We start from the raw sequence: 14,087 nt of genomic DNA, 5'->3' as shown, positions 1-14,087 counted from the left end.
CCTGCGAGAACCCTATGTTTGAAAAAATATTCTCCCTTTCAGAGGCCCGCCGTTTTTATGCGGTGGGGCTGCCCATCTTCATTGCCCAGCTTTCGCAAACGGGCATGACCTTTGCCGATACTGCCATGAGCGGGCTCTACAGCGCTCAGGCTCTGGCCGCTGTGGCCGTTGCGGGTTCCATATGGGCCCCTGTGGCCCTGCTTGGCATTGGCTGCCTGCTGGCGCTCTCTCCCCTGAGTGCGCAATTTGTTGGCTCCGGACGGCCTGACCGAGCGGCGCACCTGCTGCGGCAGGGCCTGTGGCTTACTCTTGGCCTGAGCGTTGTGCTGGTGAGCTTTTATTATGCAGTTTCGTTCCATCTGGACCTTTTTGGGCTTGAGCCCGCGCTTGCAGACATGGCAGGGGCGTACCTGCGCGCCATCATGTGGGGTTTGCCGGGTTTTCTGCTTTTTGTGAATCTGCGCAGCTTTCTTGAGGGCTTTTCCCGCACTCGTCCCGCCATGGTCATAGGTCTGCTCGGGCTGGCGCTCAATGTTCCCTGCAACTACGTATTCATTTACGGCAAGTTCGGTTTGCCGGAGCTTGGCGGCGTGGGCTGCGGCGTGGCCTCTGCCATCAGCTTCTGGTTTATGGGCCTGTGCATGCTGTATTATCTGCGCCGCGACCCGCAGTATAAATGCCTGGGGCCGGTGTTTGCTCCCCTGTTCCGTGGCGGCAGCGCAGAAGAGCCGCGCTTTGACGGTGCGCTGGTCTTGCGGGTGTTCCGCATTGGCTTTCCCGGCGCGCTGGCCCTGTTTTTTGAAGTTTCGCTCTTTGCCCTCAGCGCTATTCTGCTTGCTCCTTTGGGTACGGTCATGGTGGCTGGGCATCAGATTGCCCTTAACTTTGGGGCGCTGGTGTTCATGGTGCCGCTTTCCATCAGCATGACGGCCACCATACGCGTTGGCCGCTACCTTGGGGCGCAGCAGGCCGAGCGCGCTAAGATTGTGGCCCGCACGGCCCTGACCCTGAGCGTTGTTTTTGCGCTGCTCATTGCTACGCTTACAGTGCTGTTCCGCCATAGTATTGTGGCCATTTATACCCAGGATGCGGCGGTGGCCGCCCTGGCCATGCAGCTTCTGCTCTATCAGGCCGCTTACCAGATTGTGGACGGCTTGCAGGTGACGGGCATAGGCATTCTGCGCGGGCATAATGATACGCGGATTATTTCTGTCATCTGCTTTGCAGCCTACTGGATTATCGGGCTGCCCTTGGGTTTTGCCCTGGCGCGTACAAATATTCTGGTTCCCTCAATGGGTGCGGCGGGCTTTTGGATTGCCTACATCGTGGCCCTGGGATTCGGTGCGGCATGTTACCTCTGGCGGGTGCGGCATCTGCACTCGCTCACAACCGAAGACATGCTCCAGCGCGTGAAGCGTTAGAGCGGCACCATCGCGTTATCCCGACTGCGTCAGAATATGTTTTTCTGCGGCCGGGTACCGGTATGAGCGTAAAAAGAGGCGCAGGCGGGCAAAGCCCGCCTGCGCCTCTTCAATACTGGCTACGCTGGAGAAGGAATATCGTCAGGGCCTTTAGTGCTATTTGCGGAAGGCCTGCTTCCAGGTAAATTTTACTATGGACATCATGTCAGTGAGGCTGCTCTTGCCGCCAATCAGGCTTCCGGAGCTCTTGCCGCGCGCGAGTGGGTCGAGCAGCGGCGGGATGGGGGTATTGCCTGAAATGGCAGGCTGCGCATCTTGCGTGGTGCGGGTGTTCTGCGTTGACTGGGCTGCGCCCTCGTGCTCGCCCCACAAGGGGATTACTGGCGAGGAGGCACCCTGCCCGGCGCGCAGATTGCCTGATTTGGCGGCAGAACCCTGCTGGGAGGGCATATCCGGTTCGTCCTCGTCGGCAAGGGCAATGCCAACTTGCCCGCGTTGCCGCGCTCCAGCTTGCGGGGCTGTACCTGCGGCCTGCGCCTGATTGGCCTGCGCATTGCCCATTTGAGCCTGACCCACCTGCATCAAGGGGTCATTTGCCCATTCTGCGGGCGCGCCTTCTGCGTCCCCACGCTCCCTGGCGGCCTGGCGGCCTGCCCGCCACTGACGTTCTGCCGCGTCTTCAAGCTTTTTGGCCTCGGCCTCTCGGGTCAGGGTTTCAAGCGTGGTGCGGATTTCTGCGCTCAAGGCTTCGGCGTCAGCGCCCAGGGCCTGTTCAAGGCAGGCTTCCATGCTTTTCAGCATGTCGTCCGGGGTATCTGTTGCAAGACATATCTGAGCCATGCGCTCACTGATCTGTTCTCTGGGGGTGATTTCGTACCCCTGAGCCAAAATTCCTGCTGCAAAATCAAAGTTGCCCTGGCGTATCTGCTGCAAGGCCTCGGACAAAAATGGGCTTCGCGCTGCGGGATCTTCCTGAAGCATGCGGGCATAAACAGCGCGGGCGCGGTTCCACTGCCGCGCGCGCACAAATGTGGCTGCCGCCAGCGAAAGATAGTGGCGGTAGCGGGCCATGTCGCCCTTGCCCTTCCACGCCGCGGCCATGCCCAGCTCCGCCTTGCCCTGAATAAGCGCGCCTCGCATGGCCCGCTGGAAGGCATTGATGGCGCTGTTCCATTTGCGTTGTTCAAGGCACTGCATGCCCACGCGAAAATAGTCTTCGGGCTGGCGAATGGGCTTGAGCAGGATGCCGTAGGTGGCCACGGCTTCGTCAAAGGCTCTGGTGTCGGCAAGGTGGGCGGCTTTTTCCAGATCATCAAGCGAAGAACGCGAGTTGGCCAGAAAATCAAGATGGGCCTTGAGCTGGCTGAAGGAGTAGGGCCTTGATATGAGGGCGCTTGCACCGCAGCCGAGAGTGCGGAGCTGCTCCACCTCGCTGTCGTGGGGCAGAATCAGCAGCACGGGCATATCAAGCAGCAGGGGGTGCAGACGCAAAATGGCGCAAAACTGTTCGCCGTCCATATCAGAAAGACGCTGCGAGCAGATGACCACATCGGGCTTGAAAGAGGGGGGAAATTCGTCAAGACCAGCCAGCATGCGGGCTGCCGCCACGCCGGAGGTCAGACCTTCAGTGCGGTCAACCCCGACTTCGCGCAGAGCGCGTCTGTCCAGAGCGGCCATTGATTCGCTTTCGCTGAGAAGAAGAACATGGATCTGCCTTGGGCGGGTCATGCTTGTCCTTGTCGGAATAACCAGTTGAAAAGCTGCCGGCAGGAAGGGCAGGCAGTGGCTTCCGTAAATGCACTATACCCGCTGGAGCGGGCTTGCGCAAGAAAACAGGGCCGTGAAATTTGATGAATGCCTGTCGCGAATGGGCGTAATGGCTTGTTCCTCCATAAAAAAACACCTTGTCGCTGGTCGTGGCGGCAAGGTGTTTATGTGTTTGATCTGTCAGAACCAGCTTAATTGGCAAAGGGTATTATGCGCGCACGTGGCTGCGCATCCTCGCTGCCGCAGAATTCCGGCGGGCAGGAGAGAACTGCGTGACAGTAGGGGCAGTGCAGCGTGCCATCTGCCCGTTCAAGGCGGATAAGCCCACCCTCGTTTTCATAGCAGCGCGGGCAGAACGGCCCAAGATTGATATCCTTGGCCTTGAGCCAGTAGAGACCGTTGCGGCGGAACAGGTTGCTGGCAAGCTCAACGACTTCTTCAAGGGTCTTCAGGCGGGTCTGCAGCAGGTTAAGCTCATCGTGCAGGGCTATGCTGCGCGATTGCACTTCCATGAGCAGGCGGCGGGCCTGTTCGACATGCCCGGAGGCAAAAAGGTCGTTGATTTCTTTGAATAGTCGATAGTGCAGCATGGTTCTCTTCCCCATTGCTGCTAATAATCGGAGCAAGACGCTATATCTTTAGGGATCGGAAATCGGCTATTGGCGCGGGATGAAAAAATTTATTCATGATTTTAGTCGGTTGGTGAGGCATTTTTTATTTAGAATGTTTTTAGAGTTCTGAAAAAAACCTGAATCTGCCGGGTGCAGGCCTGGCCGCACCCGCCCCGGCATGCCCGCAACGGCTGCCGTATCGCCTCTGAAAAGCGCGGTCTGTGCGAAAAATGGGGGAAAACAGAAGATGCCCAAACCCACGCGCACATTCATGCAAACGCGGGTGTGGTAAAGATAAAGAGAATTGTTGCCGCTGGTTACATCTTTCGGCGTGAAATCGGATCAAGAGAACGCAGCATCTCGCGGTATCGGGTTTCTTCATCAGCAGAGAGGGAGGGGGGCAGCTCACCGTGGCGCAGCAGGGCGCCGCCCAGCATATCCGCCTCTTTTTGAGCACCAACGCGGCGCACCATGTCAGTGGCGGCATCCGGAATCGGCGTGGTAACTTCCACGGCAGTGCTTTGTTCTGCCCGTTGCTGCTCCTCGGCAGAAAGGCGCAGTACTTCTTCTTCCACAAGAATGGGTGCCCCTGCGCGCATGGCCAGGGCAATGGCGTCCGAGGGGCGGCAGTCCACTCGCGTTCTGCCTTCCGGGCCGGAAAGCACAAGCACCGCGTAGAAAGTGCCTTCGCGCAGGTCGTTGATCTCCACGCGCCGCAGTTCGGCCTTAAAGGCTTTGAGCGTCATGAGAAACAGGTCGTGCGTGAGCGGGCGGGGCAGATTTTCGTTGTTGAGCACCAGAGAAATGGCCATGGCCTCCATGGCTCCCACCCAGACGGGCAGCACGGCATCGCCGCTGGCTTCGCGCAACACCACGATGGGCGTTTTGCTCTGCGGGTCGATGGTGAGCCCGAAAACGCGCATTTCTACCATGGTTCCCCCAGTCGTTGGGCCATGAGGCTGTGCTTTTTGGCCTCTGTAATCCTCACCCGCACCATGCGGCCCGTGTGATCCACTTGCGGCGGCAGCTCCACATGCACGGGCGCGCCGTAGGGGTCGCGGCCTTGCCAGCTTGGCTCCGGCCCCTGGCCTTCCTTGGGGCTGCGGTTTTCGATCAGCAGGGTGGTTTCGCCGCCTACCCGCTGCTGCAACCAGCGCGCGCCAAGTTCATCCTGAAGGGCCTGGAGGCGCAACAGCCTGTCCTGGGCAACATCAGCGGGGATTTTGTCGGGGAACAGCGAGGCCCGCGTTCCTGGCCTGTCTGAGTAACAAAAGGAGAAGCTGGACATGAAGTTGCTGGCGCGCATCATCTGCAACGTGTCCTGAAAATCCTGCTCGCTTTCACCGGGAAAGCCAACAATAAGATCAGTGGAGAGGGCCAGATCTGGCCGGGCTGCGCGCAGACGTTCCACCAGATCAAGAAAGGCCCCGCTGTCGTAGCGGCGCTTCATGCGGGCCAGCACCGCGTCCGAGCCTGCCTGCATGGGCAGGTGCAAGCGGGGGCAGAGCTGGGGCAGCTCCGCAAAAGCGGCGATATCTTCCGGCCCCATATCCTTGGGATGCGGGGTAACGTAGCGCAGGCGCTCAAGGCCCGGCAGGACGGCAACCTTGCGCAGCAGGGCGGCAAAGCTTGTGCCGTCGCCGCTTTTGTCCTGCCCGAAGGCGTTGACGTTCTGCCCAAGCAGGGTGATTTCTCTCGCGCCGTTGTCGATCAGCGCCTTGCATTCGTCAAGAATGGCCGTGCTGCTGCGCGATTTCTGGCGGCCCCGGGTGAAGGGCACAATGCAGTAGGCGCAGAAATTGTCGCACCCCTGCATGATATTGGCGTAGGCTACGGAACCGCTGACCACGCCGGGTTCGGTTGTGCCCTCGCGCTCCACATACTGGCTTGTAAAATCAAGCAGGGAGAGGCGCTGCGCGGGATTTTCCAGCAGGCGCTCAATGGCCTGCGGGGCATTGCCTATGCCGTCGCTGCCCGCCACAAGGCGCACCTGGCTTTCTTTTTCAAAGATGCTTTCGCCAAGCTGCTGGGCCACGCATCCGGCCACGCACACCAGCACGGCGGGGTTGCCGCCCGAAACCTGACGGATGCGGCCAAGCGTGCTCATAACCTTTTGTTCCGGCTTTTCACGCACGGAACAGGTATTGACCACCACCACCTGCGCGTCTTCAAGCGGCGCTTCAAAAAAACCGCGCGCGCCGAGCGCACGCCCCAGCCAGTGGGAGTCGTGCACGTTCATCTGACAGCCAAAAGTGATGATGTGGTAGGTCTTTTCAATCATGATCTTGTATTACTGCTCAATGTCCAGGTCTGCATCGTACATGCCATGCGCGCCTTCTTCTTCAAGGGCGGCCACGCGGTCTTCAAGCCAGTCAAGCACGGCGCGGGCCGTGTGGTAGTTGAGCAGCACGCGGCTGTGGATGCAGCGGTTCACTTCGCGCGCGTCCATCTCGCCGGGGGTAATTTCGTGGCCGATGGAGCCGTCGGGGGCCACCAGCTGCTCAGAGAAAGCGGGCAGGGCATCGCTTTCGTGATAAAAATTCATCTCGATCTCGCCCTGCGGATTTATGCCGCCCCAAACGCCGTGGGCTGTTTGCAGTCTTGCGTTTTCATCCATCTGATATTTATAGCGGATCTTTGCGGGGTGGTCACTGGGCTTGTTCATGCGGCATCCTTGTGGTGTGTGGTATCAGGGGCCTGGCCGCAGGCTGAGGCTCCATTAGCAACGACATCAGCTGTGCGGCAATTGCATATGATAAAAAAGAGGCCCTGCCAAGTAAAGGCAACATGCTCTCCACGCTGCGGGCGGCATTGTTTTGCATGGATCATGCCCGGTCAGCCCGCTGTAAAAAAATGGAGCGAAAGAATCAAATGACCGCAAAAAGCAACGCCAGCCCCGCTCTGCGGCCCATGCAACAGCCTTGCTGCGGCAAACATGCTCTTGACGATGTGCCTTGCATGGATAGAATATCTGCTGCGGCTCATAAGCACGGTCAGGCGCGGCAGCGCGCGGGCTAATCAGGCAATGAGCATCCAAGGAGACCAAGTGAGCGAGGCAAGCAGCAAACCGTATGAAATCCGGCGGCATGAAATGCAGCCCTACTTTGATCTGGAAGCCTTCATGTCCATGAGCAAGGAAACGCGCCTTGGCGGTGCGATTCTTGAACGTCTTGTGGGCCTGTGGGGCGAATGGCTGCCGCAACTGAACGTTTGTGAGATTGCGGCTGGCAAAATTTCGTATCTGGCTGTCTGGCTGCCGGAAGAAGTGGAAAATTTTGTGGATGAAGCCTGGGGCAAATCTGCCTCTGACGGCTTTATGATCAACAACCTTGCCCAGTTTATGTGCATGGCCGCCGTGCAGGAAGCCCTGCCCCAGGTGGAAGATGCCGGTTGCGCGCCTTCGCCGCGGCCCACGGAAACGCTGCGCGAGGCGCTGGCCTCGTTGGGCATTGAATACCGCGAGGCGTTCGGCACCCTTACGCGCCGTTATGCCGTTGTGACGCACTATCCCTTCAAGGGTGGCTGCGAGATTTGCCATCTTCAGGCCCAGTGTCCCAAGGGGCAGGGGCAGGCTGAAAGCCCGAGCATTCTGTTGCCGGGGCATGAGGCTGATTCGGGCGATAACTAAGTGCTGGAACGGGCGGCTGTTTCCGAAAATGCCGTTTCTGCTCCCGGCTGCGCGCCGCAAAGCGCGATCAACAGCCACGCGGGGCACAAAATGCTTTTCGGCAACAGCCGCTAACGGCCTTCCATCACAAGGGTGCGGGCTACTCCGGCAGGAGTGCGCACCACAAGTTCTACAGTGCGGGCATTGCGGGCAACCGATTCAACGAGGCAGGTTTCCGTGGCGTCCTTGTCATAGTTGCGCACATCCACCGTGTCGCCCTTGGAGGGAACGCGGTCGGGGATGACCTCGACAAGGTCGGCGGAATCGGCGTCAAAGCCGTCCCAGGCCAGCGCGGGAACGGTCATGCAAAGGCAGCCCAGCAGGGCGGCTCCGAATAGCAGGTGTTTCATGCAAGCATGTGTAAATCCATTTGCCCCTCTTGGCAACTGTGCCGCCCCCGGAGAAGAACTCGCGCCACTGGCGCATCCTGCCCCTCTGTGTGATGGGCACGGCCGCGTGGTGCGGTATCTGCGCCTTTCTGTCACTGACCGCTGCAATCTGCGCTGCGCCTATTGCCGCAGCGAGATAAACCAGAAGTTCATTCCGCACCCCAAGGTGCTGCGCTATGAAGAAATGGCGCGCCTTGTGGGCATGATGGCCGCGCTGGGCGTTTCCAAGGTGCGGCTTACCGGGGGAGAACCCTTTGCCCGCAAGGGCTGCGACGAACTGCTGCATCTGCTGCATACGCGCTACCCATCCCTTGATCTGCGCCTGACCACCAACGGCACACTGCTTGAACCGCACATTCCGCTGCTGCGCTCTGTGGGCGTGAGCGCCGTCAATCTTTCCCTCGACAGTTTTGACCGCGAAACCTTTGCCAGAGTGACCGGGCGCGATCTGCTGCCCGCTGTTCTCGCCTCGCTGGACGGGCTGCTGCAAGCGGGCATTCGCGTAAAAATCAACGCTGTCGCCATGCGCGGCGTCAATGACGGGCAGATGGACGATTTTGTTCATGCCGTGCGTACCATGCCCGTTGATCTGCGATTTATCGAATTTATGCCCATGGGCAGCGGCACCCTCTGGGGGCCGGAGACGTTCTGGTCTGCCGGAGACATCCGGGCCGAAGCCGAGCGACGTGTGCGCCTTGACCCCGTGCAGGACAGCAGCGCGGAGGCTGGCCCCGCCAAGATGTTTGCTGTACAGGGTGGCAAGGGCCGCATGGGATTTATCACCGCTGTATCCTGTCATTTCTGCGGCACGTGCAACAGGCTGCGGCTCACCAGCGACGGCAACCTGCGCACATGCCTGTTTGACGACAGGGAATATCACTTGCGGGGGCTTCTGCGTAATCCGCGTTTTGATGACGGGCATCTGGCCCGCGTGGTTCGCCTAGCCTGTGCTGGCAAACCCATCGGTGCCGATCTGCTCAAGGCCCGCAAAAAAGGCTCCGCCGTGGCAGACAAACAGATGGTGGGCATTGGCGGTTGATCTCGGCGATCTGAGCGTAACCTCATGGCTGCGGCTGCCTGTCAGCCTTCACTGGCCGGGTGTTTCTGTTGCAGGCAGGCTGGCCCTCAGCCCAACCGCACGGCAAGATTCACATCGTCATCAAAATCCAGCGTGATGTATCCGTTGGCGGGATCGCGTACGTAGGCCAGGTATTCCGGACTGTCGGCCGCGTCATCGGCAATCACTAGAGCGCCGGTGCGCAAGCCAGTTTCTGCCAGTTTCAGAATGTCGCAATACAGGGCCTTTGCCCCATCGAGCAGCAGCATGTCTATATGCTGTGGCAGGTTGCTGCCCAGGGTTTGCAGGGCATCGCCAGCGCGAATTTCCACCAGATCGGCCAGCCCGGAGGTTTGCAAATTCTGCTGCGCCCGCGCCACTTTTGAGGGTTCAAACTCGCTTGTAATCAGCTGGCCGCCACCGTTGTCGCGCAGGGCTGCGGCAAGAAACAGGGTGGAAATGCCGAATGAGGTGCCAAATTCCACCACGGCTCGCGCATTGCTGCAGCGCGCCAGCATGTACAGAAGTTCGCCGGTTCTGCGGGAAACGGGAATGGCAAAGTTTTTCAGGCTGGCATAAAAACCGGCATATGCGGTTTTGCTGCCCTTTTGCTGTTCCAGCGCTTGGGCGCTCAGGCCTGTCGCTGCACAAATCTCTTCAACCTTGGTTGTTTCCGCCTGGGTAAGCAGGGTATCAAGCAGATTGGCCAGCGGTTGCGTGCTGAGGCTGTTCATGTGTTGCTCCTTGTTATGGTTGCACGCCTGTGCGTGTATGGGTAGAATATGACGAAATATTCACATTTTACCATTCGCATTGCGCCGCACCCATGAACAAGCACCCAGAAACGAAGATTATTCAACGAAAACAACCACGTCAGGCACGGTCTGCCGATGTGGTGGCCGCGATTCTTGAGGCTGCCGCTCGCGTTTTGGCCACTGAGGGAGCGCAGCGTTTTACCACTGCACGCGTGGCTGAACGGGCTGGGGTCAGCATTGGTTCGCTGTACCAGTATTTTCCCAACAAAGCGGCCATACTTTTTCGGCTTCAGTGTGAGGAATGGCGGCAAACAACCAGCCTTTTGCAAGCCATTCTGCAAGACGCGGGCATGCCGCCGCTGGATCGGCTGCGTACACTTGTGCACGCCTTTGTGACGTCGGAATGTGAAGAAGCAGCCATGCGCGCGGCCCTGCACGACTCTGCGCCCCTGTACCGACATGCGCCGGAAACAGCAGAAATCAAGGCCGAGAGCCGCCAGATTTTTTCAGATTTTGTGGCCGAGGCCTTGCCCCTCGCCACAGAAAGCCAAAGGGCATTGGTCGCGGAGCTGACCTCTGTAACTCTGGCTGCAGCGGGCAAACACTTTTCCTCGCAAGGGCGCAGCCCGCAGGAAAACGAGGCCTGCGCCACAGCCGTGGCAGACATGCTTTGCGCCTATTTCAGCGCCATTGCTCAGGGGCCGCTAGCCTGCCCGCAGGCAGCGGCGCCATACACGGCAAGCGCCATTTGAAACCCTTCGCCTTTCAGTCTATGCTCTGGCGGTAGCAACCTTTACTTCTCGCAAGGAATCCATGATCGCCTATCTTGAAGGCCGACTGGCCGAAATATGGGGCAATGCCTGCCTGATCGTCACCGAGGGGGGCGTGGGGTACGAAGTGGCCCTGCCCGCCCACACGTTTGCCAGCCTGCCCGGCAGGGGGGAACCCCTGGCGCTGTACACCAGCCTTGCCGTGCGTGAAGACGCGCTGGAGCTTTTTGGTTTTGCCACCTTTGAAGAACGCCAGACCTTTGAAGTGCTGGTTTCCATCTCCAAGGTGGGGGCGCGCACGGCCCTTGGCATCCTTTCCATCTTTCGTCCTGACGACCTGCGCCGGGTTGTATTTGAGGATGACGTGCTGGCCCTTACCCGCGTTTCGGGCATCGGCAAAAAAACCGCCGAACATGTGTTTCTTGAGCTGAAATACAAGCTCAAGGTCGAGGACGCCCCGCAGGCGGCGGCGTTGACCACGGGGACGCAGCCCGGTTCCGTGTTTCGCGATGTGCTGGACGGCTTGGGCAATCTTGGCTACGAGCCGGACGAATGCGCGCCCTTGGTCAAAAAACTGCTGCACGAAGAGCCTGATCTGGATGTGACCGGCGCGCTGCGCGCCACCCTCAAGGCTCTCGCCAAGGGGAAGGTCTGATGACCGATCTTGCGAACCCGTGCGTTGCGGAGTGCACAACAGGCATTGACGAAAGCGTACGCCCGCACAGCCTTGACGACTTTATCGGGCAGAATGAACTGCGCGCCAATCTGCGCGTGTATCTGGGGGCTGCGCGCGAGCGCGGCAAGGCGCTGGATCATACGCTTTTTTACGGCAATCCTGGGCTTGGCAAAACCACGCTGGCGCAGATCATGGCCTCCGAGCTGGGGGTCAATCTTATCTGCACCTCCGGGCCGGTGCTTGAGCGCAGCGGGGACCTTGCCGCCATCCTCACCAATCTGAACAGGCACGACATCCTTTTTGTGGATGAAATCCACCGCATGCCCATTGCCGTGGAAGAAGTGCTGTATCCCGCCATGGAAGATTTCAAGCTCGATCTGGTCATCGGGCAGGGGCCTGCGGCGCGCACGGTCAAGATTGATCTTGAGCCCTTCACCCTTGTGGGGGCGACCACGCGCATGGGCTTGATCTCTTCGCCCCTGCGTGACCGATTCGGCATTGTGGCGCGGCTGGAATATTACAGCCCGGAGGACCTTGCCCGCGTGGTGCAGCGCACGGCGCGCATCCTGGGCGTGGAGGTCTCCACTGACGGCGCTGCGGAAATTGGCCGCCGCTCGCGCGGCACGCCCCGCATTGCCAACCGCCTGTTGCGCCGTGTGCGCGACTTTGCTCTGGTGCACGGTGACGGGCTGGTGACTGGCGAACAGGCTTCGGCGGCGCTCAAGCGCATGGACGTGGACGAGCTGGGGCTGGATCAGATGGACCGCAAACTGCTGGAGGTGCTCATCAAGCACTATGACGGCGGCCCGGTGGGCATCAAAACCCTGGCCGTTGCCTGCTCGGAAGAAGTGCGAACCATTGAAGATATTTACGAGCCGTACCTTATCCAGTGCGGCTTTTTAAAGCGCACCCCGCGTGGGCGCATGGCAACAGCTTTGGCCTACAGGCACTTGAAAATGCTGCTTTCTTAGGTGTATAATCTCCCCGACCAGTTTTTCACCGAACTGAATGAAAAGGCGGAGAAAGCATGCTCTTGCAAGTAATTGAAGGAAAATTCAGCGTCTGCAAGGTGGAAAACCTGCGCGCCGTCAATTTTCATGTGCCGTGGCTGTTTGTGGGCAAAACTGATGCGGAAATTTCGGTGGTCTGCTTGACTGCGGATATTCCCCACGCCACACTGGCGCGGGAGGACGGCTGGCGCGCACTGCGCGTAGCGGGGCAGATGGATTTTGGCCTTACCGGTGTGATGGCGGGCTTGTCGACCACTCTGGCGCAGGCGGGCATCAGCATTTTTGCCGTGTCCACCTTTGATACGGACTATATATTGATGAAGGCGGAAAAGCTTGTCCCGGCTATTGAAGCGCTGGAGGCGGGCGGCTACACCGTGGGGCGCTCTGCCGTGTAAAGGGTTTGCAGCCGCAGCAGGATGTCGGATTTCTTTTTTGAGGAGATTTGCCCGCCAGTGTCGCAGAGGTGCAGCACGGAACAGGGCAGGACAGAATATAAAAATCGGGGGAAGGGGTTTTGTGGCCTCTTCCCCCGATTTGCTTGCTATACGTCTATCTTGCCAGCGCGGGCCGCGTTGAGCACAGCCATGAGGGCCACGCCCACATCGGCAAACACGGCTTCCCAAAGGCCGGAGAGGCCCACGATGCCCAGCGCCATGAACAAGGCCTTGATGCCCAGCGCCATAACAATATTCTGCCACACAATGGTGCGCGTGCGGCGCGCTATGCGCAGCAGCTCTGGCAGACGGGCCGGGTTGTCGTCCAGAATGACCACGTCTGCGGTTTCAATGGCGGCTTCTGCGCCCAGACCGCCCATGGCCACGCCCACGCCTGCCGTTGCCAGCACCGGAGCATCGTTGATGCCGTCGCCCACAAAGATGGTGTTCTTCACCGGGCCAAGGGCTTCAAGCGCTCCGGCCTTGTCTTCGGGCAGCAGGTCTGCGCGCAGGGTGTCCAGCTTCAGACGCTGGGCCACGGGGCGGGCCTGTTCTTCCCTGTCGCCCGTAAGCATGGCGATAGTCTGGATGCCGAGGCGGCGCAGTTCCTGAATGGCTTCGGTCGACTGCGGCTTGATACGGTCTGCCACCACCAGCGCGCCCAGCAGTTTGCCGCCCTTGGCGACCTGCACCACGCTGCCGGGCATGCTGACATCCATAGGCGCAATGCCACGGCTTGTGAGCAGGGCGGCATTGCCTGCCAGAAGTTCATGGCCGTCAGCAGCGGCAGCCACGCCCATGCCGGGGATTTCTTCCATGCCTGTGAGTGATGCATCATCGACCATAATGCCTTCCTGCTGCGCAGCGCGCATGACAGAGCGGGCAATGGGGTGGTTGGAGCGGCTCTCCGCCAGCGCGGCGGCGGCCAGCAGATCATTGGGGGCAACACCTGCGGCGGGCAGCACGGCGTTTACTTCAAACACGCCTTCGGTGAGGGTGCCGGTCTTGTCCAGCGCAGCCACGCGGATGTCGCGCAGGTTGTCGAGCACCGCGCCGCCCTTGATAAGGATGCCCCGGCGCGAAGCCGCGCCAATGCCGCCAAAGTAGCCCAGCGGAATGGAAATCAGCAGGGCGCAGGGGCAGGAAATGACCAGCAGCACAAGGGCGCGGTAAATCCATTGAGAGAAGGGGCCAAGTCCGAACAGGGGGGGCAGCACCGCCACCAGAAAGGCAATGCCCGTCACTGCGGGGGTGTACCAGCGGGCCATGCGGGTGATGAAGCGTTCCGTAGGGGCCTTGCGGGCCACGGCGTTTTCGACCATTTCCAGAATGCGGGCAATGGAGGAGTCGGCAAAGGCCGTTGTCACTTCGACCCGAAGGGCCGCATTCAGATTGATGGTGCCCGCGAGCACCCTGCTGCCGGGGGCAATGCGCTGGGGTACGGATTCGCCCGTAAGCGGCGAGGTGTCCACCTGCGAATCGCCTTCAAGCACGGTACCGTCCAGCGGGATCTTTTCGCCGGGGCGTACA

Annotated in this window: 15 protein-coding genes (1 of these 15 running past the window's edge); 7 read left to right on the top strand and 8 right to left on the bottom strand. The window is 59.9% G+C overall.

The genetic code is table 11. From position 1 onward, the window contains the following. The first annotated feature begins 14 nt into the window (after positions 1-14). Entirely contained in the window at positions 15-1,421 is a 1,407-nt protein-coding gene (locus tag ACUZ9P_RS00580; protein ID WP_449248225.1) for an MATE family efflux transporter, read from the top strand. 156 nt (positions 1,422-1,577) lie between these two features. On the opposite strand, the gene ACUZ9P_RS00575 is transcribed toward ACUZ9P_RS00580, so the two are convergent. The 5 genes from ACUZ9P_RS00575 to ACUZ9P_RS00555 all read right to left on the bottom strand — a co-directional run bounded on the left by ACUZ9P_RS00575 (position 1,578) and on the right by ACUZ9P_RS00555 (position 6,464). Beyond that, entirely contained in the window at positions 1,578-3,149 is a 1,572-nt protein-coding gene (locus tag ACUZ9P_RS00575; protein ID WP_449248224.1) for a response regulator, read from the bottom strand. Positions 3,150-3,379: 230 nt separating this feature from the next. After that, positions 3,380-3,778 (bottom strand): hypothetical protein, encoded by a 399-nt coding sequence (locus ACUZ9P_RS00570; protein ID WP_291443717.1) that lies wholly within the window; start codon positions 3,776-3,778, stop codon positions 3,380-3,382. Positions 3,779-4,116: 338 nt separating this feature from the next. Beyond that, positions 4,117-4,731, bottom strand: coding sequence for a bifunctional nuclease family protein (locus tag ACUZ9P_RS00565; RefSeq protein ID WP_240824999.1), 615 nt, complete (start codon positions 4,729-4,731; stop codon positions 4,117-4,119). Further along, positions 4,725-6,080, bottom strand: a complete 1,356-nt coding sequence (miaB, locus tag ACUZ9P_RS00560) for a tRNA (N6-isopentenyl adenosine(37)-C2)-methylthiotransferase MiaB (protein WP_449248223.1) — start codon at positions 6,078-6,080, stop codon at positions 4,725-4,727. The genes ACUZ9P_RS00565 and miaB overlap by 7 nt, the downstream gene beginning before the upstream one ends. A gap of 9 nt (positions 6,081-6,089) precedes the next feature. Further along, positions 6,090-6,464: a hypothetical protein gene (locus ACUZ9P_RS00555; RefSeq protein WP_022657263.1), complete on the bottom strand. Its 375-nt coding sequence runs from the start codon at positions 6,462-6,464 to the stop codon at positions 6,090-6,092. Between the two features lie 426 nt (positions 6,465-6,890). On the opposite strand from ACUZ9P_RS00555, the gene ACUZ9P_RS00550 reads away from it, so the two are divergent. Beyond that, complete coding sequence (locus ACUZ9P_RS00550; RefSeq protein ID WP_240825017.1) at positions 6,891-7,427, top strand: hypothetical protein; 537 nt, start codon at positions 6,891-6,893, stop codon at positions 7,425-7,427. A 110-nt stretch (positions 7,428-7,537) separates the two neighbouring features. Here the strand turns inward: ACUZ9P_RS00550 and ACUZ9P_RS00545 are convergent, their stop codons facing one another. Next, complete coding sequence (locus ACUZ9P_RS00545; protein WP_298994609.1) at positions 7,538-7,816, bottom strand: DUF5334 domain-containing protein; 279 nt, start codon at positions 7,814-7,816, stop codon at positions 7,538-7,540. On the opposite strand from ACUZ9P_RS00545, the gene moaA reads away from it, so the two are divergent. After that, positions 7,815-8,894, top strand: a complete 1,080-nt coding sequence (gene moaA / locus ACUZ9P_RS00540; protein ID WP_298994607.1) for a GTP 3',8-cyclase MoaA — start codon at positions 7,815-7,817, stop codon at positions 8,892-8,894. The two genes, ACUZ9P_RS00545 and moaA, sit on opposite strands and share 2 nt — an antisense overlap. Before the next feature lie 86 nt (positions 8,895-8,980). Here moaA and ACUZ9P_RS00535 read toward each other — a convergent pair whose 3' ends face one another. Further along, positions 8,981-9,646, bottom strand: a complete 666-nt coding sequence (locus ACUZ9P_RS00535) for an O-methyltransferase (RefSeq protein ID WP_449248222.1) — start codon at positions 9,644-9,646, stop codon at positions 8,981-8,983. Positions 9,647-9,738: 92 nt separating this feature from the next. Between ACUZ9P_RS00535 and ACUZ9P_RS00530 the strand changes: the two genes are divergently transcribed. The 4 genes from ACUZ9P_RS00530 (at position 9,739) to ACUZ9P_RS00515 (ending at position 12,518) form a co-directional block, all read left to right on the top strand. After that, on the top strand, positions 9,739-10,419 hold the full coding sequence (locus tag ACUZ9P_RS00530; protein ID WP_449248221.1) for a TetR family transcriptional regulator: 681 nt from the start codon (positions 9,739-9,741) through the stop codon (positions 10,417-10,419). A gap of 61 nt (positions 10,420-10,480) precedes the next feature. Further along, positions 10,481-11,092: a Holliday junction branch migration protein RuvA gene (ruvA, locus tag ACUZ9P_RS00525; RefSeq protein ID WP_449248220.1), complete on the top strand. Its 612-nt coding sequence runs from the start codon at positions 10,481-10,483 to the stop codon at positions 11,090-11,092. After that, entirely contained in the window at positions 11,092-12,084 is a 993-nt protein-coding gene (gene ruvB / locus ACUZ9P_RS00520) for a Holliday junction branch migration DNA helicase RuvB (protein ID WP_298994588.1), read from the top strand. Before ruvA ends, ruvB begins: the two co-directional genes overlap by 1 nt. 56 nt (positions 12,085-12,140) lie before the next feature. Then, positions 12,141-12,518, top strand: coding sequence for an ACT domain-containing protein (locus tag ACUZ9P_RS00515; RefSeq protein ID WP_449248219.1), 378 nt, complete (start codon positions 12,141-12,143; stop codon positions 12,516-12,518). Between the two features lie 146 nt (positions 12,519-12,664). Here ACUZ9P_RS00515 and ACUZ9P_RS00510 read toward each other — a convergent pair whose 3' ends face one another. Next, on the bottom strand, positions 12,665-14,087 hold the 3' portion of the coding sequence (locus tag ACUZ9P_RS00510; RefSeq protein ID WP_449248218.1) for a heavy metal translocating P-type ATPase. It continues 587 nt past the right edge of the window; 1,423 of the gene's 2,010 nt are visible here — the last part of the coding sequence; its start codon lies beyond the right edge, outside the window; it ends in the stop codon at positions 12,665-12,667.

It is taken from the genome of Desulfovibrio intestinivivus, from assembly GCF_053570665.1.
This window is presented reverse-complemented; position numbering and strand designations above follow the sequence as displayed.

Bases quoted from the DNA above. Each gene is read 5' to 3' on its own strand.
- miaB (WP_449248223.1), bottom strand. From the start codon at position 6,080: ATGATTGAAAAGACCTACCACATCATCACTTTTGGCTGTCAGATGAAC.
- ACUZ9P_RS00555 (WP_022657263.1), bottom strand. From the start codon at position 6,464: ATGAACAAGCCCAGTGACCACCCCGCAAAGATCCGCTATAAATATCAG.
- ACUZ9P_RS00535 (WP_449248222.1), bottom strand. From the start codon at position 9,646: ATGAACAGCCTCAGCACGCAACCGCTGGCCAATCTGCTTGATACCCTG.
- ruvA (WP_449248220.1), top strand. From the start codon at position 10,481: ATGATCGCCTATCTTGAAGGCCGACTGGCCGAAATATGGGGCAATGCC.
- moaA (WP_298994607.1), top strand. From the start codon at position 7,815: ATGCAAGCATGTGTAAATCCATTTGCCCCTCTTGGCAACTGTGCCGCC.
- ACUZ9P_RS00515 (WP_449248219.1), top strand. From the start codon at position 12,141: ATGCTCTTGCAAGTAATTGAAGGAAAATTCAGCGTCTGCAAGGTGGAA.
- ACUZ9P_RS00530 (WP_449248221.1), top strand. From the start codon at position 9,739: ATGAACAAGCACCCAGAAACGAAGATTATTCAACGAAAACAACCACGT.
- ACUZ9P_RS00570 (WP_291443717.1), bottom strand. From the start codon at position 3,778: ATGCTGCACTATCGACTATTCAAAGAAATCAACGACCTTTTTGCCTCC.
- ACUZ9P_RS00545 (WP_298994609.1), bottom strand. From the start codon at position 7,816: ATGAAACACCTGCTATTCGGAGCCGCCCTGCTGGGCTGCCTTTGCATG.
- ACUZ9P_RS00565 (WP_240824999.1), bottom strand. From the start codon at position 4,731: ATGGTAGAAATGCGCGTTTTCGGGCTCACCATCGACCCGCAGAGCAAA.
- ruvB (WP_298994588.1), top strand. From the start codon at position 11,092: ATGACCGATCTTGCGAACCCGTGCGTTGCGGAGTGCACAACAGGCATT.
- ACUZ9P_RS00550 (WP_240825017.1), top strand. From the start codon at position 6,891: ATGCAGCCCTACTTTGATCTGGAAGCCTTCATGTCCATGAGCAAGGAA.
- ACUZ9P_RS00580 (WP_449248225.1), top strand. From the start codon at position 15: ATGTTTGAAAAAATATTCTCCCTTTCAGAGGCCCGCCGTTTTTATGCG.
- ACUZ9P_RS00575 (WP_449248224.1), bottom strand. From the start codon at position 3,149: ATGACCCGCCCAAGGCAGATCCATGTTCTTCTTCTCAGCGAAAGCGAA.